At 61.8% G+C, this 21,996-nt stretch carries 14 protein-coding genes; 12 read left to right on the top strand and 2 right to left on the bottom strand.

Annotated elements, in window-relative coordinates; genetic code table 11:
- The gene (locus ABEH28_RS05695) at window positions 1-1,452 is read left to right on the top strand and encodes a lipopolysaccharide kinase InaA family protein (RefSeq protein WP_346629355.1); all 1,452 of its coding nucleotides are present in this window, start codon (window positions 1-3) and stop codon (window positions 1,450-1,452) included.
- Window positions 1,453-1,455: 3 nt separating this feature from the next.
- On the opposite strand, the gene ABEH28_RS05690 is transcribed toward ABEH28_RS05695, so the two are convergent.
- A complete protein-coding gene (locus tag ABEH28_RS05690) occupies window positions 1,456-7,503 on the bottom strand; it encodes a membrane-targeted effector domain-containing toxin (protein WP_346629354.1) in 6,048 nt (2,015 codons plus the stop codon).
- A 392-nt stretch (window positions 7,504-7,895) separates the two neighbouring features.
- Here ABEH28_RS05690 and ABEH28_RS05685 point away from each other — a divergent pair, with 392 nt between their 5' ends.
- The 4 genes from ABEH28_RS05685 to ABEH28_RS05670 all read left to right on the top strand — a co-directional run bounded on the left by ABEH28_RS05685 (window position 7,896) and on the right by ABEH28_RS05670 (window position 12,934).
- Window positions 7,896-9,653 carry a carbamoyltransferase gene (locus tag ABEH28_RS05685; protein ID WP_192171135.1) on the top strand — a complete coding sequence of 586 codons (1,758 nt, stop codon included), beginning with the start codon at window positions 7,896-7,898 and terminating at the stop codon, window positions 9,651-9,653.
- A complete protein-coding gene (locus ABEH28_RS05680; protein WP_122625597.1) occupies window positions 9,637-10,767 on the top strand; it encodes a glycosyltransferase in 1,131 nt (376 codons plus the stop codon). The genes ABEH28_RS05685 and ABEH28_RS05680 overlap by 17 nt, the downstream gene beginning before the upstream one ends.
- Before the next feature lie 78 nt (window positions 10,768-10,845).
- Complete coding sequence (locus tag ABEH28_RS05675) at window positions 10,846-12,054, top strand: O-antigen ligase family protein (protein ID WP_346629353.1); 1,209 nt, start codon at window positions 10,846-10,848, stop codon at window positions 12,052-12,054.
- Window positions 12,041-12,934, top strand: a complete 894-nt coding sequence (locus ABEH28_RS05670) for a lipopolysaccharide core biosynthesis protein (protein ID WP_346629352.1) — start codon at window positions 12,041-12,043, stop codon at window positions 12,932-12,934. Before ABEH28_RS05675 ends, ABEH28_RS05670 begins: the two co-directional genes overlap by 14 nt.
- On the opposite strand, the gene ABEH28_RS05665 is transcribed toward ABEH28_RS05670, so the two are convergent.
- A complete protein-coding gene (locus ABEH28_RS05665; RefSeq protein WP_346626861.1) occupies window positions 12,903-13,544 on the bottom strand; it encodes a lipopolysaccharide kinase InaA family protein in 642 nt (213 codons plus the stop codon). The genes ABEH28_RS05670 and ABEH28_RS05665 overlap by 32 nt on opposite strands.
- A gap of 121 nt (window positions 13,545-13,665) precedes the next feature.
- On the opposite strand from ABEH28_RS05665, the gene msbA reads away from it, so the two are divergent.
- The 7 genes from msbA to ABEH28_RS05630 all read left to right on the top strand — a co-directional run bounded on the left by msbA (window position 13,666) and on the right by ABEH28_RS05630 (window position 21,994).
- Window positions 13,666-15,486 (top strand): lipid A export permease/ATP-binding protein MsbA, encoded by a 1,821-nt coding sequence (gene msbA / locus ABEH28_RS05660; RefSeq protein ID WP_192171131.1) that lies wholly within the window; start codon window positions 13,666-13,668, stop codon window positions 15,484-15,486.
- Window positions 15,480-16,376, top strand: coding sequence for a GNAT family N-acetyltransferase (locus ABEH28_RS05655; RefSeq protein WP_346629351.1), 897 nt, complete (start codon window positions 15,480-15,482; stop codon window positions 16,374-16,376). The genes msbA and ABEH28_RS05655 overlap by 7 nt, the downstream gene beginning before the upstream one ends.
- 1 nt (window position 16,377) lies before the next feature.
- Window positions 16,378-17,781 carry a PIG-L family deacetylase gene (locus ABEH28_RS05650; protein ID WP_346629350.1) on the top strand — a complete coding sequence of 468 codons (1,404 nt, stop codon included), beginning with the start codon at window positions 16,378-16,380 and terminating at the stop codon, window positions 17,779-17,781.
- A gap of 150 nt (window positions 17,782-17,931) precedes the next feature.
- Window positions 17,932-19,356 carry a bifunctional D-glycero-beta-D-manno-heptose-7-phosphate kinase/D-glycero-beta-D-manno-heptose 1-phosphate adenylyltransferase HldE gene (hldE, locus tag ABEH28_RS05645; protein ID WP_192171128.1) on the top strand — a complete coding sequence of 475 codons (1,425 nt, stop codon included), beginning with the start codon at window positions 17,932-17,934 and terminating at the stop codon, window positions 19,354-19,356.
- 73 nt (window positions 19,357-19,429) lie between these two features.
- A complete protein-coding gene (locus tag ABEH28_RS05640) occupies window positions 19,430-20,404 on the top strand; it encodes a glycosyltransferase (RefSeq protein WP_192171127.1) in 975 nt (324 codons plus the stop codon).
- Window positions 20,404-21,114 (top strand): hypothetical protein, encoded by a 711-nt coding sequence (locus ABEH28_RS05635; RefSeq protein ID WP_192171126.1) that lies wholly within the window; start codon window positions 20,404-20,406, stop codon window positions 21,112-21,114. The genes ABEH28_RS05640 and ABEH28_RS05635 overlap by 1 nt, the downstream gene beginning before the upstream one ends.
- 67 nt (window positions 21,115-21,181) lie before the next feature.
- A complete protein-coding gene (locus ABEH28_RS05630) occupies window positions 21,182-21,994 on the top strand; it encodes a hypothetical protein (RefSeq protein WP_192171125.1) in 813 nt (270 codons plus the stop codon).
- Window positions 21,995-21,996: the final 2 nt, after the last annotated feature.

Raw genomic sequence — 21,996 nt, 5'->3', positions numbered from 1 at the left:
ATGCGTTTGTCTGAACTGAAAAACGCCGGTCGCACCCCGGCGCTGCCGATGAACATCGCGCTGGAGGATGCCGCCGGTCCTGCCGAGCTGCAATTGCTCAGCCTGCTGCGCGTCCTGCCCGGTCAACGCTATGTAGGCGCCGGCATCTGGCGTGGGCGCACGGTGCTGGCGAAATTACTGGTCGGTCCCAAAGCCCCTCGGCATTTCCAGCGTGAACGCGACGGCGTACAGGCGCTGGCGAAACAGGGCTTGCCAACGCCGTTGCTGTTGGCTGACGGGCTGCAGGAAGGCGAGGGCGGCTGGCTGTTGTTCGAGTTTCTGGATCAAGGCCAGAGCCTGGGCGATACCTGGAAATCAGTGGAAAACCTGCCACCGCTGGCCGATGAGCAACAGTCAGTGCTCGGCGATGCCCTGGCCGCTGTGGGTCAGATGCACGCCAAAGGCCTGTGGCAGGAAGACCTGCACCTCGACAACCTGCTGCGTCAGGGCTCCACGCTGTATTTGATTGACGGCGCGGGCATTCGCGTCGAAGAAGCCGGCAAGCCGTTGTCCCGGCAGAAAGTGCTGGAAAACCTCGGCGTATTCTTCGCCCAGTTGCCCAAGTCGCTGGAGCCGTTCACCGAAGAATTGCTGGTCTATTACCTGCTGAGCAACGGCGAGCACGGCTTGCCGGTCGAGGCGCTGCAAAAGCAGATCGACAAGGTGCGCAGTTGGCGCTTGCGGGATTACCTGAACAAGATCGGCCGTGAATGCAGCCTGTTCAGCGTTGAAGACGGGCCGTTTGCTCTGCGTGCGATTCGTCGCGAAGAAGTCGCCGGAATGCTGCCCGTGCTGGAGCAGGCCGACGCGCTGGTGGATGGCGGTCATCTGTACAAGACCGGGGGCGCGGCCAGCGTCGCCAGGGTAGACGTCGCCGGCCTCGAGCTGGTGATCAAACGCTACAACATCAAGAACCTGGCCCACTGGCTCAAGCGTTTCTGGCGACCGTCCCGTGCCTGGCACTCGTGGCGTGAAGGCAATCGGTTGCGGTTTCTCGGCATCGCCACGCCCAAACCGCTGGCGCTGCTGGAAAAACGCTTTTTATGGCTGCGCCGCGAGGCGTATCTGGTGACCGAGTTCCTGCCGGGGCCCGACATCATCGAGCGCTTTGCGCCCTACGTGGCTAACGGCGATGCGCCGGAAGCCGAATTGCAGGCGCTGGATACGCTGTTTGCGCAGTTGATCCGTGAGCGCATCAGCCACGGCGATCTCAAGGGTCACAACGTGTTCTGGCAACAGGATCGCTGGTCGCTCATCGATCTGGACGCCATGTGTCAGCACGGTTCCCAGACCTCGTTCGCGACGGCGTTCGCCAAAGATCGCGCGCGCTTCATGCGCAACTGGCCGGCGGACAGCGCGCTGCACCAGTTGCTGGAGCAGCGCATTCCGACGGTTTCAAAGACGCCGGACTGACCGTCAGTCCGCGTGCTTGAGGTTCATCTCCACCAGTGCGTCGATCAATGCCTGCACGTTGTCGAACGGCTGGCGATGAACCTGCGGCCACGACTCGCGCTCGACGTAGGCTTTGCCAGCGGTATTGAACCGCACCGGCGTGTGCTTGAGGGTGCGGTCCCTTGAGCGATGTACGATCGTGGGCCGCAAGGGGGCGGACTCATCGAGCATGAACATGCCCGGACTATGCAGCCTGCCGCCGACGGGCGTGGCGAGCTGAGGACGTGGCGGCAGTTCGATTTCCACGCGGAAATCATTCTGCACCCGCACTGACTCATGACCCAGCCCGGCCGGGACCTGTTCGCCCGGATCGATCATGATGCCGTGGCCTTTGCCCGGCGCCACGTCCATCACCCGCACGCCAATCCCCTGTTCCAGCTCGGCAATGCCCGGGACGCTGTTTTTGAACGTGTTGGCATGGGTTTCACCCACCAGCGCCATCCACTTGTGCGGTCCCATCACCTCTTGATGCTTGCGTATCGTGCGGGACGCAAAGTAGCTCAGCACCTGCTGGCGCGTGGTGTTGGAGTGGGTCGGCATATGGCGGATGAAGTAACTGGCGGCGCAGTCGATCCCGCGGATTTCAATGCCATGCCGCCTGGCGTGGACCACCAGCCTTTCGAACGAGTAGAGGCCGGTCGGGTCGGTCCGGAACGTCTGGTCCATGCGCTTGAGGTCGTGCAGCAGACGTTTGCTCATCAGCCCCGTTTCAGCGAAGCGGTCCAGGTCGGCCTGATGGACGTCCGTCAGCAAATGCTCCATGTACAGCGTCTTCACGTCCTGGCGCGCCAGATGCTCGATGTTGTCGAGGATGAAGCGCTTGCTGGCGCGTGCCGAATGGGATTCGCCAATGACCACTCCGGATGTGTTTTCGTACAGCTCTTCGATGAACATGCTCAACGGCGTGTCGGCTTTTACCTCGGGCAGAGTCACCCGTTCAGGGAGGGCCAGGTTGAGCACTGAGCGCGCATCTTTCTGCAGCGTGTTCGCCAGTTCGAAGAACTTCTCACGCACCTCCACCAGATGACTTTCGATGAAAAAGTAATCGGGGTTGAGGCCTCTGTGACGGAAGTTGGCCAGGTCATGAAAGATGCTCCGCATATCGGCAGGCATCTGGTAGCGGTTGTCGATCAGCGACTGCTGAATGGCGCCCAGGGGGTAGTCGTTGCTCCAGGTCGCGGCATCGGCGCGGGTCCAGTAGCCGGCCGGGTTCCATTCGAAACCGTGATCACCGACGTAGGGGTTCACCTCGCTCCGGCGGTGGGAAACGATGGCGCGGCGATTAGGGTCCAGACCCCACTCCAGGGGCGAACGTCGTTCGAAGAAGCCATACAGCGCATCGTCCATTGATGTGTCGGATGGACTGACGGGCGAGGCTGCGCCGGCCCCGTTATCGATATTCGGGTTGCCGATCTGTGCCTTGAAGTCCGCGCGCGACGCCGCGCTGCTGATGACGGCATCGCTGTCCACGGATATCTGGGTCGGCGCGCCCAACGGCACGTCTTCGACGCGCAGGCTGAGTACGCCTTGCAGTTCGCTGATGCCTGGCTGTTGCTGCCAGGTGTTGGCGGTGCGGTGGTCGAGCAGCGCGATCCAGCGCCTGCCCGGGTGCTGCTGCACATCGCCGCTGATCACTTTGTGACCAAAGAAAACCGCCATCTTTTGGGGCGCGAGGGCATCACCTGCAGCGGATGCCACTTCGTTGCCCGCGTAGTCATAGCTGACCGATGAACTGAACGGACGAACGTCGATGCCGTGGCGGTGGGCCGCTTTGATCAGGTGGTAATAGTCGTATTTTTCGCTGCCGTTCTTGAGCGCGCCCTCGTTCACGGTCTCCAGGTAGTGCTTGATCATGTGGGAGCCGCTGCGCGTCTTGCTGCCGAGTGCCTTGTATTTCTGCAGCTTGTGCGTGTGCTGGTCGGTCTGCAGATGCTCGATGTACAGCACCTCGACCTTGCGCTCCGCCAGCAACGGCATGTTGTCGATCAGCAGTTGTTTGCTGGCGATGGACGTCGGAGCTTCGCCAATCACCAGTCCGTTGGATTTTTTCAGTGCGGCGTCGAAAAACGCTTGAGTCGTCATGTCATCGGCCAGCACCGGCAACTCGGGTTTACCCGGAAGGGGGGGCTGCTCGAAGAATGCTTTTGCATCGCGGTACAGATTCTGGCGCAACGTCTTGTAGGTCGAACGACCGCCCTGGAAAATGTCGTCGAAAAACTCATGCAGACCAAACGGGCCTTCCTCAAAATGTTCAGCCTGCCTTGGGCTGACGATCCCGAAGACGTAGGGCTGCAGCGATTCCGGCATTTCGTAATCGCTTAAGTCGCCCACCGCCGTGGCGGGGCCTGCGGGGGTTTCGTCCAGTCGGCTGAACGAAGGCAGAACGCCGCCTCGCAAGCGCGCAGGCTCAAGCAGCTGCCACTGGCCCTGGCGGTTGAGGCGCACCGTCTGGCGGCCAAAAAAGGCGAACGGGTTGCGCGGATCGACGATCTGCCAGGCGGCCAGCCTGGCGTCGTACTGGACCTGGTACGTCTGGCCCTGCAGGGCGATGTAAAAGTTGCCACGAACGACGCTGACACCTTGCCCGTGCGGGCGGCTCAGGGGGAGCGCGTCTGTCAGCGATACATCCACCGCGTGCAGCGGAGGTGCGACGGTATTTGCGACCCGCACCGGCGGGGTGTCCTGCTGCAATGCCCTCCAAACGCCGGTCACATCGGTTTGCGCATAACGCCCGGTGGGCTGAAGGGTTTCGGGGATCAGCGCGTGGGTCCGGTACAGCGGGACATGGCGGTTGGCAGACTGAGGCGCGGCCCAGAAGAGTTCGTTCTCCACCGCGACCGGCTGCAGCGTCTCGTCGGTGGCATGGGCAACCGAGCGGGCGTACCTGCCGGCGGTTTTTTGTCCGGTCAGATCCTTCAAAATGCCGCCGAGCCCTTTCATTCCCGAGTGCAGATCGCCCGCAGCGCCCGCCGTGTTGAGCCAGGCGCTGAGCACGTAGAAGCTGGCGGTGGCGTGATCCCGCTCGTCGAGGGCTCGCAGCGCGCGATAACCATCAGCGCTCGCGATGATCATGCCGACGGCAAAGCTGGCAGGCGGGAAGGGCAAGGTCACGGCGGTCGCGATCAGCTCGAGGCTGCTCCAGACCTGTCGGCAGAGCATGTCTGCACGGCCGATCGTGGTGTCCTCGACATCCTGGATCTTGCGCTCGATCACTTGGTTGAAACACACGTCATACAGGTTGCTGAACGGCGCCCTCGGCAGCACCGGTTTGCGACCACCGCCTTTCTTCAGTTCAGCCAGGGCGAATGCCAGCGGCATGCCGGCCTTCACCTGGGCGCGGCTCAGGTAGTAATCGCCCATGCCTTCGCTCAGCAGCGTGTTGCTGAACGCGCTAAGTGGTCGGAAGGCGCGGCCGTCCGGTGCCTGCGGCGTATACAGCAGAACCTGCTCCAGCGTGCTCGCCTCAGGCGGCGCGAGCAGGAAGCAGCCGTGAATGACCTCTGCACGAGACGCGATAGCCATCACGTCCACGCTCAATTGCAGTGGATAGACCCGATAGCGCAGGCGGTCTGCCGGGCTGCTCTGATGCATGTTGACGATGGAGAGGGTGAGCCAGTGCAGCTGGGAGGCGTCGATGTGGCCTTCGAGAAAGCTGCGAAAGGCGTCGGCGCGCATTTGCAATTGCGTCAGCAGCAGGCTCTGTTGACGGCGCCAGTCGTAGCCCTCGCTGGCAGGCGCCAGCAGTTGCCCGCGAATCATTGCGATGTACTGATCGGCTACCCATTGCCCGCGAACCGAGCCAGCGACCTTCTCCGGGCTCAGTGGTGTGAGATCGACGCCCTCGGGGCCGCTGAAAGTGGCGGTGGTATCGGCCGCCGGGTTGAGCAGGCCAAGGGTGTCGTCGTAACCGTCACGTAGCATCTGGGTGTAGGACAGGGTTTCGCGGGGCGTGTGAATGATGATCCGGTCAGGGTCCACCGTTTCCGGCGGCAGACCCAGCAGCGCGTTGATCTTGCGACTGGCAGTCCAATGAACGTAGGCGTTGAAGTCGGTCACCCGGGTGTGTGGGACGGCTTGGTAGATTTCGCCCGCCGCCACGATCGTATCCTCCAGTGCCACCATTTGCTGACGCTGCTCGGCGGATGCCCGCAGGAACCAGTCCGGGGTGTGCAGCCGTTGTTCGGAGAGCATTACCTGCACGCGCGCCGACACCAGCGCACGCACACCGCTGTTGTAATCGGGGAGGGTGGTGTAGCTGATCCAGTCCTGGGCAGGCGCTGGCTTTTCACTCAAATCATGCAGCTGGTCTTTCAGGGCGGCTCTTCTGCCGGCGGTGATCTGCGCCAGCAGGAAGTGGTTCATGTCGGCGGACCGGCTCCAGCTCACCAGCTCGCCGAGCAACTGACGCTCGTTGTCGAAGCGTTGGAAATGTTGGGTGCGCGGGCTGTCCGGGGTGAACATCAGCAACCCGTCCGGCTGACCCGAAGCGTCAAGCTTGCGCAATAGCAGCACGCTGCTCAATACGTCGTGACCGTTCAGCTTGATCTGCTGCACGTTCACGGCAGGATTTCGCGGCGCGGCGGTGTCCGGATTCAGCGACTCGATCAGGCTCAGGTCGGAAGGCTGGATATGCCCCTGCAGTTCGGCGCCACGGGCCTGGGCGATGAGCTGATGATGCATCGCTTCGCCCATCAGGCGCTGGATGGTCGGCGAGCCGAGCGCCAGGCGTTGCGCGGGTCCGAAACGCGTTCGCAGGTCTTGCTGGTTGATGACGTCGGCGAGGTAGGCCGGCGTCATGTCGCTGTACTCAGGCTCAAGCGGCAGACCGTTGTGAGTGATTCGGCTGTGGGTCTGGAAGGCCGAATCTGGGGCTGTGTCGCCAGGATGCAGGCCGTAAAGTGCCAGATGCGTCAGTGTTCGGCGGACGGAGAAGGTCTCACCGGTGATGGGCTGCGTTCGTTCGGTGCTGATCAGGACCTCGTCCGGATCGAGATCAATACCCAGATCATTGGCCAGTCGTGCGCGCAGACGGCTTCGCGCGAATTGCTGCGGGGACGCGGCGTCGTCCATGACGCTCATCAACGCATTGCGCGATCGCTCGTAATCCATCAGGCCCGAGGCGTAGCGCTCACGTTGCTCGGTGCTGGCCATCTCCAGCCAGTCGGGGCGTGCGCGGCGCTCATCTCGCTGGGCGCGACGATCCTGCGCAGCGGCTATGGCGCCGCCCGGGCCCCAGGATTTCAGCTGGTGGAGCAGGTCTTCGAGTCGGGCCTGAAGGGTCTGAGGCGACAGGTTGTGGGCGTTACCAAACAGCGCGTCGATGTCCACACGCTGCCTGGCCAGCAGGCGATCAAAGGCATGGTCGTAGGGCGATCCCTTGATCGGCTGTAGTTGAAAGTCCGAAGGGTGGGTGGGCTCAAGAAATACATCACCGCCGAAGGCAATCTCGAGCCAGGCGTCGCGCGTGCTGTCCTGCATAAGACGCAAGAGTGGCAGGCGCAGGAGTGGGTGATTGATGCGGCGGGCGAGTGCTTGCTGCAATGCCTCGTTCGACACGAAGCCTTCGACGGCCTGGCCGGGCAACCAGAGCAAGGTCTGCCCCGGCTGGGCGGTTGCGACCAGCGCCCCGGCCAGCTCAATGCGACGTTCCGCATCAAGTTGCAGCTCGAGCGCGCTGAACACCACATGCTCCTGGGCGTCCATGCCCGGCAGGCAGCGCGCATAGTCGCGGTGCAGCTCGCCTTCTTCGATGTTCAGCAGCAGGTCGTCACGCAGGGTCAATTCGATGCAGGTCACGAAGAGCTCGCGGCGTGAAATATCACGCGCACTGGCTTCGGCCCAGAAGCGAGTGATGGCCGAGTGCAGCAGCGTTTTCTGCTCCGGGCTCACTGGCAGCGGCGGGGTGTTGAGGCAGGCCTTGGCATCCGGAAGATGCTGAAGCTCGGCGTCAAGTACAGAAGCCAGCGTGGTCAGCCGATCAAGCGCAGGCGGGTTGGGTGAAAAGGTTTCCATGGCGTACAGCATTCCTGAGTGATCTCCGCGCAATGAGCTTGCGCAAGAGCCGGGCAAGCAGCCCGATGATTCGTCGAGCGATCAATCAATCAGAACGCCGGGGCGCGTGGTGCTAAATAGTTAACGCACGAGGTGAGGCGCAAACGTGTAGGACCGGCTTCAGCCGGGAAGGCGTCATTCGTGACGCCGCAAGATTGAGGGCGCTGACACCGGCCTCTTCCCGGCTAAAGCCGGTCCCACCGAGGCATCGCGGGGCAGTTCATTCCCTGCGACCACTTCCAGAGCCATTACGCTATAATCCCGCCCTTTAGCTGTCTGCCGCCGTGGCGCCAGACACACCTTATTTGTCAGGCGCGTGATGCCTGCATGCAGACTTAAGAGGCTAGACCCTAGTGGCATTGACGATCCTTGGCCTGTCCGGCGCCCTTAGCCATGATCCTTCCGCAGCCCTGTACATCGACGGCAAGCTGGTTGCTGCGGCCGAAGAAGAGCGTTTCGTTCGCGACAAGCATGCCAAGAACCGCATGCCCTACGAATCAGCGAAGTTCTGCCTCGAACAAGCGGGCATCAAGCCTTCCGACGTCGATGTCGTGGCCATTCCTTTCGCGCCCATCAGCCTGTTCGGCGAAGCGCGCTGGCACTACGCCAAACGTTACTGGTATGCCCCGGACCGCGCCCTCGACGCGATTCTGATGGGCAACCGCCGCTACAAGCGCTATCGCAACAAAATCGTCTGGTGCCTGGAACAACTGGGTTTTGATCCGAAAAAGATCAAGATCGAGCCCGTCGAGCACCACCTTGCCCACGCTTCCAGCGCCTACCACTGCTCCGGCTTCCAGGAGAAAACCGCGATCCTCGGGATCGACGGCAAGGGTGAGTACGCCACCACGTTCTTCGGCTACGGCGAAAACGGCAAGATCCACAAGATCAAAGAATTCTACGACCCGGATTCCCTCGGCGGGCTGTATGGCGCGATCACCGAATTCCTCGGCTTCGAGATGCTCGACGGCGAATTCAAAGTCATGGGCATGGCGCCGTACGGCGATGCGACCAAATACGATTTCTCGCGCCTGGCCACCTTTGAAAATGGCGAACTGGTGATCAACACCGAATACGCCAACGTCATCGGTCTGCGTCGTTACAAAGAAAAGGGCAAAGGCTTCTACTTCTCGCCGAAACTGATCGAGTGGCTGGGCCCCAAGCGCGAAGGCGACATCGCCGACGAGCCGTACATCCATTACGCCGCCAGCATGCAGGCGCTGTTCGAGAAGCTGTCGCTGCAGATGATCGACCACTATCTGGGTGACATCCTCAAGGAAACCGGCAAGCTCGCTTTTGCCGGCGGCTGTGCGCTGAACGTCAAACTGAACCAGAAAATCATCGCGCGCCCTGACGTCAAAGAGCTGTTCGTTCAGCCAGCGTCGGGTGATGCCGGCACTGCCGTCGGCGCTGCCGCCTATGTTTCCCACGCCCGCGGCGTGCCGGTCGAGAAGATGGAGCACGTGTACCTCGGCCCGTCCTACAGCAACGAAGATGTTATCGCCGCCTGCGCCCGCCACCCGAGCAAGCCGGCCTGGCGCCAGATCGACAACACCCCCGAGCGCATCGCCAAAATCATGGTCGCGGGCAACCCGGTGGCCTGGTTCCAGGGCCGCATGGAATTCGGTCCTCGTGCCCTCGGTGGTCGTTCGATCATCGGCTGCCCGAGCATTGCCGGCGTCGCCGATCGCATCAACCATCAGATCAAGTTCCGCGAGCGCTGGAGGCCTTTCTGCCCGTCGATGCTCGACACCGTCGCCCCGCAGATGATCAAGATCGATCACCCGGCGCCGTTCATGACTTTCACGTTCGAAGTGGCGGAAGAGTGGAAAACCCGTGTGCCGGAGGTCGTCCACGAAGACGGCACCTCCCGCGCCCAGGTGCTGAAGCGCGAATACAACCCGCGTTACTACGACATGATGAAGGCGCTGGAGAACCTGACCGGCAACGGGGTTTCCCTCAATACGTCGCTCAACCGTCGCGGCGAGCCGATGATCTGCTCGCCGACCGATGCGCTGAATATGTTCTTCGGCTCCGATCTGGAGTACCTGATCATGGAAGACATTCTGGTGGTCAAAGACGGCGTGGACACCCATGACACGCTCAGCTGAGCGCCATGTTCTCCAGTTCTGCCACGGCTATGACGGGCCGTTCCTCGACTGCGCCCGTCAATACGCCAGCCTGTTCGTGGGCAGGGGATACCGTGTCACCACGGTATTCCTGACCGGCGCCGCAGATGCCGAGGTTGCAGCCAGTTGCGCGTCGGACGAAGTGCTGTTCATGGAGTACAGCTCCAAGGCCATCGGCGGCATGAAGGTGGGAGCGATCCGCGATCTGCGCAAGATCGCGGCGTCCCGCAGTTTTGAGTTTTGCATCACCCACCGTTTCAAGCCGACCTACATCGCACTGGTCGCGACCCGCTTGCCGGTGATCGGCGTCCATCATGCGTTTGGTGATTACCGGCGCCGCAGCCGCAAGGTGCTGGCGAACCTGTTCCGCTCCCGCCTGAGCCTGCTGGGCGTGTCCGATGCCGTGCGCGATGACATTCGCGCCTGCCTGCCGAAATGGCCGGTCGAGCGTATCCAGACCCTCTATAACCGCATCGATGTCGATCAACTGAGCGCCACGCTGTTGTCCCGTGAGGAGGCCCGCGACGCGTTGGGTCTGGCCCAGGAGGCGTGGGTCGTGGGCAATGTCGGGCGGCTGCATCCCGACAAGGATCAGTCGACGCTGCTGCGCGGATTCGCCCAGGCGTTGCCGAACCTGCCCGCTGACAGCCAACTGGTGATTCTCGGTCAGGGTCGGCTGGAACAGGACCTCAGGCACCTGGCGGCCGAACTGGGTATCGGCCACGAGGTGATGCTGGCGGGGCAGGTGACTCAAGCCAGCCGCTACTTCAAGGCCTTCGACGTGTTCGCACTGAGCTCCGATCACGAACCCTTCGGCATGGTGCTGCTGGAGGCCATGGTGGCCGGCGTGCCTCTGCTGGCAACCGCCTGTGGCGGCGCGAAGGAAGTGGTTGAAGGCGTGGGCATACTGTTTCCCCTGGGCGGAGCCGAGTCTCTGGCTCAGGGGCTGATCCACCTTTCGCGGATGGACGCCGAGCTGCGGCAGTCCTGCGCGGATGCGATGCTGCAACGGCTGCACGACCGTTTCAGCGATGAGGCGGTAAAAGCAGTTTTCTGGCAGTTGCCGCAAGTCGTCGCGCTCACCTCGGAAACCTGATTTCATTCGAACCGCTGGCAGCCATTGGCCTCTGATAGCAATGAACACCCGGCTGCATAGCACAGGATATGGATTGGAATGGTTGTAAAAAATTTGCCGGCACGTGCGGGGTACATCGCAGGTTTACTGCTTGCGGTGGTGATGCTGATCATATTTCTCGGGCCGTTCTGGTGGCCCGGTGAGTCAAGTTCCTGGGCTGCGTTCATTCGCGCGGCGCTGGTCGTTGCCTTGCTTTGCGCAGCGCCGGCGCTGAGTCGGCGATCCTTTTCAGTCAGCCCGCTGACCTATACCGTCCTGCTGCTGTTCGCTTATCTGCTGATCAACAGCCTGATGTCAGACGACGACATGAAATCCCTGCGTCGGCTTCTGCTCATCCTTGTGTTTTTCATCGGCGTTGGCGTGATAAGGGCGAGGGGCACATTCGACTGGGAAAAAATCCTCAAGCTGTCGGTCGTGGTGGTTGCGCTGTTCGCCACATTTTCCATGCTCAATCTCGCCATCCACGGTGCGTTTGTCCTCGGCTATCGGCAGATGTCACTGGCTGGCTCGGGCGTGACCGATGTGGCCGACTTTGGCAACACCATCGTTGCCGGCATGAACTACGGCTTGTTTCTGCTGGCCGGTATCTGGCTGACATTACGCTCAAGGCGCCGTGCCGAAATCGGCCTCTGGCTGCTGTGCTGCGCCCTTATCGCCACGTACATCTACTTCACTTTCGCGCGCAGCGCCTGGCTGGCTTCATCGGTCGGCGGGCTGGTGCTGCTTGGCACTATGACCAGTGGCAAGCTGCGTCGCAATATCCTGATTCCTGCGGCCATCGTCGTCGCGCTTGTGCTCATTTTCGGCTTCAGCGAGCTCGCTTACGAAGTGCAGACCCGTGGCGTGACCGGGCGCAACGAAGTCTGGCTTGCGGTGTTCGAGCGCCTGGCTGACCACTGGTGGTTCGGGGTTGGCGCGGGTACGCCACTGGGCGAGGTTCACCTCTCGACCGGGCAAATCGTGCGCAACACCCACGGTTTGTATTTCGAGGTGCTCTACCAGTTCGGCATCGTCGGTCTGGCGCTGCTGCTGGCGACGATGCTGCACGCTGGCGCGTGTCTGGCCCGAGTGCGCAAGACCTCGGAGATCGCTCGGCTCTGGCTGGCGATCCTCTGCGCCGGTGGCGTGGTCATGACCGTGGAACTGCACACCTTCGTTGGGTCACCCAATCTGGTGTGGGAATGGCTCTGGCTGCCCCTCGCTGGCGCGGTCGCCATCTCGCGGGAGGCGCGGCGTGCTGAGGGTTGAAGCGCGGGGCGAGCAACGCTGGCTGGTAGGGCATGATCTGGAAGTGTGCCTGCAGGACTTTGGGCAATCCCGCGGTTCTGTTACAGGTCCGGTATTGCTGCTGGCGTCCGGCCCCTCGGCGAACGAGTTTCCGCTTCCCCGTTATCGGAGCCTGCCGGTCGTCGCCATGAACGGCTCGATCGTGCGCTGCGTCGACGAGGGCATCCGGCCTTTCTACTACCTGTGCGACGATCCGAATTTCGTCATCGGCCGGCCAGCGCTGGCACTGATGGGGGTTCGCCACGGCGAGCATCTGGCGATGAGTCTGGATGTGCTTCAGGCCATTCATTCGGCCGACGCCACTGCGCTGAACGGCAAGAAGATCTATCTGCTGGAGCGGGTCAATCGCCGGGAAGGCAAGGCGGTCATGTCGGATCGAGCCTATGCGTGGTCAATCCGCAACGACGACGAGCTGATCTCCAACTTCTCCCTGCTGCGTCGCAAGCCCAACCGCATTGGCTTCAGCCTGAACCTCAAACGCGGCTATTTCGGCAGTCGAACCATTCCCTTCGGCGCCTTGCAGCTGGTCTGCCATCTGGGGTTTCGTCAGGTGTTCGTGGTCGGGATGGACCTGCGTCAGGGCGGGGGGCGTTTTTACGAGAAGGGAGAAGCGGCTTTGCCCAGCAGCCTGGACGAGGACTTCGAGCAATACATCCTGCCAAGCTTCGCGTTGATGACTCGCAAGATCCTGCCGCGAACCGGCATGCAGGTGTTCAATCTATCCAGTGTCAGTCGCATGCCGGAGCGGGTCATTCCCAAAATCACCCTGCAGCGCCTCGACGAGCTGCTGGGCGTTCAACCCGACCCTTCTACGCAAACAGCGCCTTCAAACGCGCAGTGAAGTGGGCGCTCCGGCCTTGGGTGTAAGCTGAAATAAAGGCCGTGCCCCCATCGCTTTCCACCAGCCACGCGCGATCTTCCTTATACCTGAGCAGGTGCTGGAAATTGCGCAGCCGCTTCGAATCGCTCAGCGCGCGACGCTGGCACTTCATGTCAGAGATATCGATGAGCCCCAGTTTTGCCTCCGGGGTGAGGATCACATTGCCCATGTGCAGCGAGCGAAAGTAGACGCCGCGATCATGCAGGTGGGCGATAAACGTACCCAATTCAGCCCGCAGTGGCGCGCTTTCACCGTGCTCTTTCAACACCTGGCGGATGGTCAGGCCGGGCAACGGCGTGTAACGCACGGCATCGCGGCTGATGCTGGCAATTCGGTAGGTGGCGATGACGTCGGGGCAGGGAATGCCACGCTTTTTGAGGGCGTCGATGTTGTCGGCGAAGCGTTGCGCGTAGGGAAACAGCAAGGCCGAGCTGATCAGACGCTTGCGGCGGAACAGTTTGAGAATGGTGCCGTCTTCAAGCAACAGAACCTTGTCCCCGGATCCGTCCGCTTCGAGCACGGTGGCGTTTTCTCGCAAGGCCAGATAGGCGCTGTGTTCCATTGGGTGCATCGGCATACTTACCTGAACAAATGCGGCATGTTACCCGAGTCGGCCCCGCTTGGGTCGCGGCAGGGGTCGACAAATATGGGTTGTGCTACCATGCCCGCCTAATTTTTTCGTGCGGATTCCCATGAGCAGTCCTGATCCTCAAGCTAAAACGACCCTGGCGATTTACTTTCGTCTATTGACCTATGTGCGGCCGTACATCGGCCTTTTCTGCTTGAGCATTGTCGGCTTTCTTATCTTTGCGTCCACCCAGCCGATGCTCGCTTACATCCTCAAATACTTCGTCGATGGCCTGGCCAATCCCGAAGCCAGCCTGTTCCCCGGCAACCCTTATATTGGTCACCTGCAATTGCTGCAGGCGGTGCCGCTGATGATCGTTCTGATCGCGGCCTGGCAGGGCGCCGGCTCTTATTTAGGCAACTTCTTCCTGGCCCGCGTTTCCCTCGGGCTGGTGCATGACCTGCGCGTCGTGCTGTTCAACAAATTGCTCACGCTGCCCAACCGCTTCTTCGACAACAGTAACTCAGGGCACCTGATCTCGCGCATCACCTTCAACGTGACCATGGTCACCGGCGCTGCCACCGACGCAATCAAGGTGGTGATTCGCGAAGGCATGACGGTTATCTTTCTGTTTGGCGCGCTGCTGTGGATGAACTGGAAACTGACCTTGGTGATGCTGGCGATACTGCCGCTCATTGCGGTCATGGTGAACAGCACCAGCAAGAAGTTTCGCAAGCAGAGCAAGAAGATTCAGGTGGCCATGGGCGACGTCACCCACGTCGCGTCTGAAACCATTCATGGCTATCGCGTGGTCCGCAGCTTTGGCGGCGAAGATTACGAAAAGGCGCGCTTCGAAAAGGCCAGCCGCAGCAATACAAAAAAGCAGTTGGCGATGACCAAGACCGGTGCGGTTTACACGCCGATGCTGCAATTGGTGACCTACAGCGGCATGGCCATCGTGATGTTCCTTGTCCTTTATCTGCGCGGCGACTCGTCGGCGGGCGATCTGGTGGCCTACATCACCATGGCCGGCCTGCTGCCCAAGCCGATCCGTCAGTTGTCCGAAGTCAGTTCCACCATCCAGAAAGGCGTCGCCGGTGCGGAGAGCATCTTCGAGCAACTGGATGAGCAGACCGAGCAGGACTTGGGCACCGTAGAGCGCGACAAGGTTTCAGGCCGTCTGGAGGTCAAAAACCTCACGTTCACCTACCCAGGCACGGAAAAGCGCGTGCTCAACGACGTGAGTTTTGTCGCCGAAGCCGGCCAGATGGTCGCGCTGGTGGGCCGCTCCGGCAGCGGCAAATCCACGTTGGCGAGCCTGATTCCGCGCTTCTACGATCACGTGCAGGGCCAGATTCTTCTCGATGGCGTCGAAACTCAGGATTACACCCTGCGCAGCCTGCGTCGTCAGATCGCGCTGGTGAACCAGAACGTCACGCTGTTCAACGACACCATCGCCAACAACATCGCGTATGGCGATCTGGCGGGCGTGCCGCTGGAAGAGATCAAGAAAGCCTCGGCCGATGCCTACTCGGACGAGTTCATCGACAAGTTGCCTCAGCAGTACCAGACCCTCGTCGGCGAGAACGGCGTGCTGCTGTCCGGGGGCCAGCGCCAGCGTTTGGCGATTGCCCGCGCGCTGCTGAAAAACGCGCCGCTGCTGATTCTCGACGAAGCGACCTCGGCGCTGGATACCGAGTCCGAGCGCCATATCCAGAAAGCCCTGGAGAAGGTCATGCAGGGCCGCACCACGCTGGTGATCGCCCACCGCCTGACCACCATCGAAAAAGCCGACGTCATTCTGGTCATGGACGAAGGCCGCATTGTCGAGCGCGGCTCCCATGCCGAGCTGCTGGCGCAGAACGGCTACTACACGCGCCTGCATGCCAAACAGTTCGAAGAAGACGAGCCAGTCGAAATCGATCGGGCAGTCGATGCATGCTGAGTCACTTGCGCGCATGGCGTGAGCGAGGCTGGACCCCGATTGATGCGACCACCTACGCCACCGCGTGGCAGCAGTTCGGCGGCAGCGTTGCCACGCACCCGCACGTGATCGAGCGCCTGGCCGGGCTGGCTGACATTCCGGTTCGGTATCTGGGTTGGCTGCAAGACGGCAACATCGTTGCTGCGGTGGCCTGCTGGGGCCGGGATCTGGCGCTGGCCAAGAAGGTACTCAAGCAGCGTAATCGGCGGGTGTTCGATCTGGGCAATGCAGAGATCATTCTGCCGATTGCGCCCGGCGTGACAGTGCCGGTACGCCAGCGCATGAGTTACGTGTCGGAGTTGAACGCCGGTCAGATCAACACCCTCAAGCCGCAAGCCGAGAGCCTGGCGATCGCCCGCGCGCCTGAGGACTATTCCAAGAAATTCCGCTACAACCAGCGCCGTGAACAGCGTTTGCTTGAGGAGGCGGGCGGGGTCGTACAGCCGATGCTGGATTTCACGTCCGAGGAACAAGCCCGCATTTACTCCAGCCTGTTTCATGCGCGCTGGGGCTTCGACGTGCCGGGCAAGGATCATCTGGCCAAGGTGTTCGAGCTGATGCGCGAGTTCATGACCGGCTCGATGATCCTGCTGGAAGGCAAACCCATTGCCGCTCAGGTGCTGTACAGGGTCGAGTCGCCACACTGGGTGTCGGTGGAATACATCAACGGCGGTGTCGATCCGGCCCATCAGGCATTGAGCGCCGGCAGCGTGCTGAGCTTCGTCAACACCCAGAACGCCTGGGCTGACGCGAGGGCGGTGAACAAGCCTTTGCGCTACTCCTTCGGCCGCTCCGATCGCGAATACAAAGACCGCTGGTGCCAGACGGTGCCTGTCTACAAGGTTGGATGACATGTCCGGGCGCAAGCAGCAGCTTCTGAAACGACATCGGCGCAACAAGCGTCTGGCGCTGATCATCGGTCTGGTGCTGCTGATCGGCATTGGCATCTGGGTCGCGTGGTGGCTGGTGCCGTTGCTGATCGTCGCCGCCTGGATCGCCCACGAAGCCTGGTTCTCCGACCATCTGTTTTATTCGCCCAAGAGCGATTACCACTACCAGTTTCCTGACGCGGCCCAGGCGCAGCCTGTTTCTGTCGTCAACGGCATGCTGCAACTGAGCGAGCCACTGGGCGAAGGCGAAACCCTGCTGCTGGAGCTCGACCTGCGCAGCAGCTGGCTCGGTCGCTGGCTGGACCCCTACGTGTTGGCAGGCGACGACCGTCAAGATTTCGAGCGAGGGTTTGCCGGGCGTCGCTACGTGAACCTCACCGGCCAGCGGGACGTCGTCGCGGACAGCACATTGCGCCTCAAAGGCGGCTTCTGCCGCATCGCCAATGCCGGGCGGTTGTTCGTGCTGAGCAACCCGGATTACCGCCAGCAACGGTTGATGATCCTCGCGCCCCACGCCGACGACGCCGAACTGGCAGCCTTTGGCCTGTACAGCCAGGCGGCGGATTGCAGCATCGTTACGGTGACCCAGGGCGAAATCGAGGCCGAACGCTACGAACAACTGGGGCTGAACCGCGCCGATGCTGCCCGGCTCAAGGGGCGTCTGCGTACCTGGGACAGCCTGGCGATTCCGCTGTGGGGCGGTGTGCCCCAGAGCCGGTGCGTGCAACTGGGCTATTACTGCCTGCAACTGCCGGCCATGGCCCAGTCGCCGGATCAGCCGTTTGGTTCTCGCGACTCCTCAGAGACCGACATCCGCAGTGCGCGGCAGCACAATCCTTTGCCGTTGCCGGGTGATCAGGACGGCGCGCCGACCTGGAATAATCTGGTGGCCGATCTCGCGGCGCTGCTCGACGCTTACCGGCCGGACGTCATTGTCATGCCGCACCCGGAACTCGACCCCCACGCTGACCACATCGCCACGACCCAAGCGTTATATGAGGCGGTGAGCAGAAGCGCGCACACCCCCGAGGTGGCGCTGTTCTACGCCAACCACCTGCACGACAACGACCGCTGGCCCATGGGGCTGGCCGGTAAAGGCGTCGCGCTGCCGCCGTTTGTAGAGGCGCCTTCAGTGGATCAGCTCTGGAGTACGTCGCTCAGCTCGGACGTGCAACTGGATAAGGCCATGGCTCTGGCGATGCAGCATGACCTTCAAGGGCCGCTGCCATTGAAAAGGCGCCTGCGCCGGCAGATTCAACGCTGGCTGGCCGGTCGCGAATGGCCGCTGACGGGAGACGACGAATTCTTCCGCAAGGCCGTGCGCCGTCACGAGGTGTTCTGGGTTCGCCGCTTTCCGCGCCCATAGCTGCAACAGTCGATGCGCCATCGTTGCACCAGTTAAAGCGCCATCTGAAGCGCTGTTTGAAGCACTAAGGGATTCGAGGCCAACCGGCCAGCCAGCGCTGATCGCTGTGCTAAGATTCCGTCCTTGTCCATTTCTGCCACGGGTTGTTCGATGAAGTTGTCCATGCCGCGTTTTGATCAGGCTCAAGTGTTAGTTGTCGGCGATGTCATGCTCGACCGCTACTGGCACGGTGGCACTTCCAGAATCTCCCCTGAAGCACCGGTGCCGGTGGTCAAAGTCGACCAGATCGAAGACCGTCCGGGCGGTGCCGCCAACGTGGCGTTGAACATTGCTGCGCTGGGCGCCAAGGCGTCCCTGGTCGGCGTGACGGGCACCGACGAAGCCGCCGACAGCCTGAGCAACAGCCTCAAGGCCGCTGGCGTGATCGCCAGCTTCCAGCGCATCGCCCATCAGCCCACCATCGTCAAATTGCGCGTCATGAGCCGGCATCAACAGCTCCTGCGCATCGACTTCGAAGAACCCTTTGCCACTGACCCCGAGGCCCTGAGCCGCGAGGTCGATGCCTTGCTCGACGGTATCAAGGTGCTGGTCCTGTCCGACTACGGCAAAGGCGCGCTGAAGAATCATCAAGTGCTGATCAAGGCAGCCCGGGACCGTGGCATTCCCGTGCTCGCCGACCCCAAGGGTAAAGACTTCGCGATCTACCGTGGCGCCAGCCTGATTACCCCCAATCTCAGTGAATTTGAAGCCATCGTCGGCCATTGCGTCGACGAGGCAGAGCTGGTCGCCAAAGGCGCGGCGCTGATGAAGGACCTCGATCTGGGGGCGTTGCTGGTCACCCGTGGCGAACACGGCATGACCCTGCTGCGTCCGGATCAGCCAACGCTGCACCTTCCGGCCCGCGCGCGGGAAGTCTTCGACGTGACGGGGGCTGGGGATACGGTCATTTCCACCCTGGCAGCGGCCATTGCGGCGGGTGAGGAGTTGCCGCACGCGGTCGCGCTGGCGAACCTTGCGGCGGGCATCGTCGTGGGCAAGCTCGGCACTGCCGCGATCAGCGCTCCCGAGTTGCGTCGCGCCATCCAGCGCGCCGAAGGTTCCGAGCGCGGCGTGCTGACCCTCGATCAGCTGCTGCTGGCCATCGACGACGCCCGTGCCCACAACGAAACCATCGTCTTCACCAACGGCTGCTTCGACATTCTCCACGCCGGCCATGTCACCTACCTGGAACAGGCTCGCGCCCAGGGCGATCGGCTGATCGTGGCGGTCAACGACGACGCGTCGGTGAGTCGCCTGAAAGGCCCGGGCCGCCCGATCAACAGCGTTGATCGACGCATGGCCGTGCTGGCCGGTCTGGGCGCCGTGGACTGGGTCATCAGCTTCCCCGAAGGCACCCCGGAAAACCTGCTGACCCATGTGCGTCCGGACGTGCTGGTGAAGGGCGGGGACTACTCGGTTGACCAAGTCGTCGGCGCCGACATCGTCGGCTCTTATGGCGGCACCGTGAAAGTGCTGGGACTGGTTGCCAACAGCTCGACGACAGCCATCGTCGACAAGATCCGCAGTCAGGACTGATCCGACGCCCGCAGCGCAGAGTGGCACCCCTTGCCGCTGCCATTTTTGTATTCGCAGTTCGGTATATGAACGTATGAAAGTCATGTTACTGGTGATGGATGAACAGCGCGTCATACTGGACGGTTTGTACGACACCGTGCGGCAGCATTGTGACGACTGCGTCATCTTTCGCCTGAGCAAGCAACAGCAGCTGAATCTCGGGCCGTTTCTGGCCTCGGTCGACTATCAGCGCTACGACCGGGTGGTGATTTTCTCCCGGGTCAAACGGCTTGCTCGCCAGCGCGCGGTGCTCAAGTGCATTCCGGGGCTGATCTTTCTTGAGCACGATGCGTATCAGAACTACATGAGCGCCAGCAAATACCACGGCATGTATTCACGCTTGTACCGGCAGCTGCCGTGGAGTCGCGCACTGGTTTCCGGTGCGGTGGTTGCGCGGCGCATGCGCGGCGAAGGCCTTGATGCGGTGTTCGTGTCCAAGGGCTACGACCAGGAAATGCTGCGCAATCTCGGTCAACCCCGAGACATTCCGGTGGGCTTCCTGGGCAGCCTGAAAAGCCGCGAGTATTCCCAGCGCAAGCAACTGGTGGAAAACCTCGCGCAGCGCGCTGGCATGCTGGTGACGCGCACGGCCTCTGGCGCCGAATACCTTGAAACGCTTAATCGCATCAGGATTTTCGTCAGTGCCGACATCGGCATGGGCGAGTTCATGATCAAGAATTTCGAAGCCATGGCCTGCGGCTGCGTGCTGCTCGCATGGAGCCAGGGTGAAGAGGACGAGCTGCTGGGGTTCGAAGAGGGGCGAAACGTCATGTTCTACCGCTCCGAAGACGAAGCCGTCGAGAAGATCCGCCTGCTGCAGAGTGATCCCGAGCTTGCCGCGCGCATCGCCAGCGAAGGCCAAAAATTCGCCGAAGAGCGCTATGCCTTTGCCCGCGTGGGCCGCGATCTGGCCGATGAAATTCAGAGGCCGATGCGCCCGTGGCAACGTCCGTCGGCGCTGACCCGTGCCTGGGTCAAGTGGCGCCATGGCATGCAGGTGCGGGCCTGATGACGTTGCCGTCGGACCACGACCGTACCGCGCCGAAGGAACCCCTTGTATTGCCGGGCGCCGATCAGGACGTGTTCGGCGCGCTTCCCGCTGCACTGCGCCAGTGCCTGGCGAACGCTGCACGGGTCATCCTGATCGCCAACAATCCAGCCATCACCCCAGCCGATTTCGATGCCTTGGGGGTGGGCGCCGACGATGTGGTGGTCAGCTTCAATCTGTGCATCAAGGCCGCCCTGCTAAAGCCTGAAAGCGTCAACCTGTTCGTGCACGGCTTCAACGCGCCAGACCGTTACTTCTTTGGCCTGCCTTCAACCGATGACGTACAGAAGTTCACTGCCCAACCGGGCTCGCGTTGCTTCACGCTGCTGGTGGGATGCGCCGTGCCGCTGTGCCCGCTGCCTGAGGTTGCGCTGTATTGGGACCGCATTCCGTTGCCGGCCCTGGCCGAGCGTTACCCGGTCGATCGTCCCAACGGCAAGCGCTTCGTCGGTCCTTCCACGGGTTTCAACGTGCTGGTGCTGCTCGACTGGCTGCGCGCTCATGCCGGTTACCGCTACAGGCTCATGACCCTCGGTTTTTCCAACGAAGCCGGCAAGCTCTGGGGCGGCCACGCCTGGGACTATGAGCGCAACTGGCTGCTCGACGCCGACGTCGAAGTGATCGCCCTCAAGCCCCGGAGTTGGTGGCGCACGCTGTTGTTTCGTAAATGAACGAGGCCGTCCGCCGCTTGAGCGCGCATGTCCAGGCGCATCGCCATCGATCCCGGAGAGTTTGTCAGTGCTGAACATTGCGGTCGCGTTTTTTGGTATCCCGCGCAACTCGGAAATCTGTTTTCCTTCCATTGAGGAAAACGTCCTTGGCCCGTTGCCCAAGGGCAGCAACGTCAAATGCTTCTACCACCTCTACAAGATCGACGAAGTGCATAACCAGCGCTCGGCGGAGAAGGGGGAGCTGAAGGCGCAGAACTACGACGTTTTCCAGTCGATGACGGGGGTTCTCGAGTCCACGGACGGCGTGCTGGATCGCTGGGATTTCGAGCGGGTCAAGGCGATGGGCGACACCTGGGGCGACGAGCATGTCTCCCTGCGCAACCTGATCTATCAGCTCAATTCCCTGCACACGGTCACGGGCATGATGGAGTCGTTCGATCCGGACTTCGTGGTGTTCGTGCGCCCGGACAACTTCTTCCATTCGCCGCTGCCGGGTTATGTCTTTCATTCGCCACAGGCACGGCGGCTGAACGCCTATATTCCGGACTGGCAGTGGTGGGGCGGGCTGAACGATCGTTTCGCCATTTGCGGCCGCGACGTCTACCGCGCCTATGGCAAACGGGTGGAGCGCATCTTCGAGTTCTGCGAAGTGACGGGCCGCAAGCTGCACTCGGAGCGTTTGCTCAAGTACGCCCTGCTTGAGGCCGACGCCCGCGTTTGCACGCTGCCAACCACCGCCTCGCGAGTGCGCATCACCGGCGCCTTCGCTGAAGAGTCGTTCTCGCCGAAGCGCGGGATGGGCAAGCGTGAGAACCGCTATTTCCACTTCTTCGCCCGGCTGCGCACCTGGCGTGACAAACGCCTCACTGAAAAGAGCTGAGT

Source organism: Pseudomonas sp. Ps21-P2 (assembly GCF_039672565.1).
Taxonomy (GTDB): domain Bacteria; phylum Pseudomonadota; class Gammaproteobacteria; order Pseudomonadales; family Pseudomonadaceae; genus Aquipseudomonas.
Note: the sequence above shows the minus strand (reverse complement) of the source record. Positions and strands in the feature narration are given on the sequence as shown.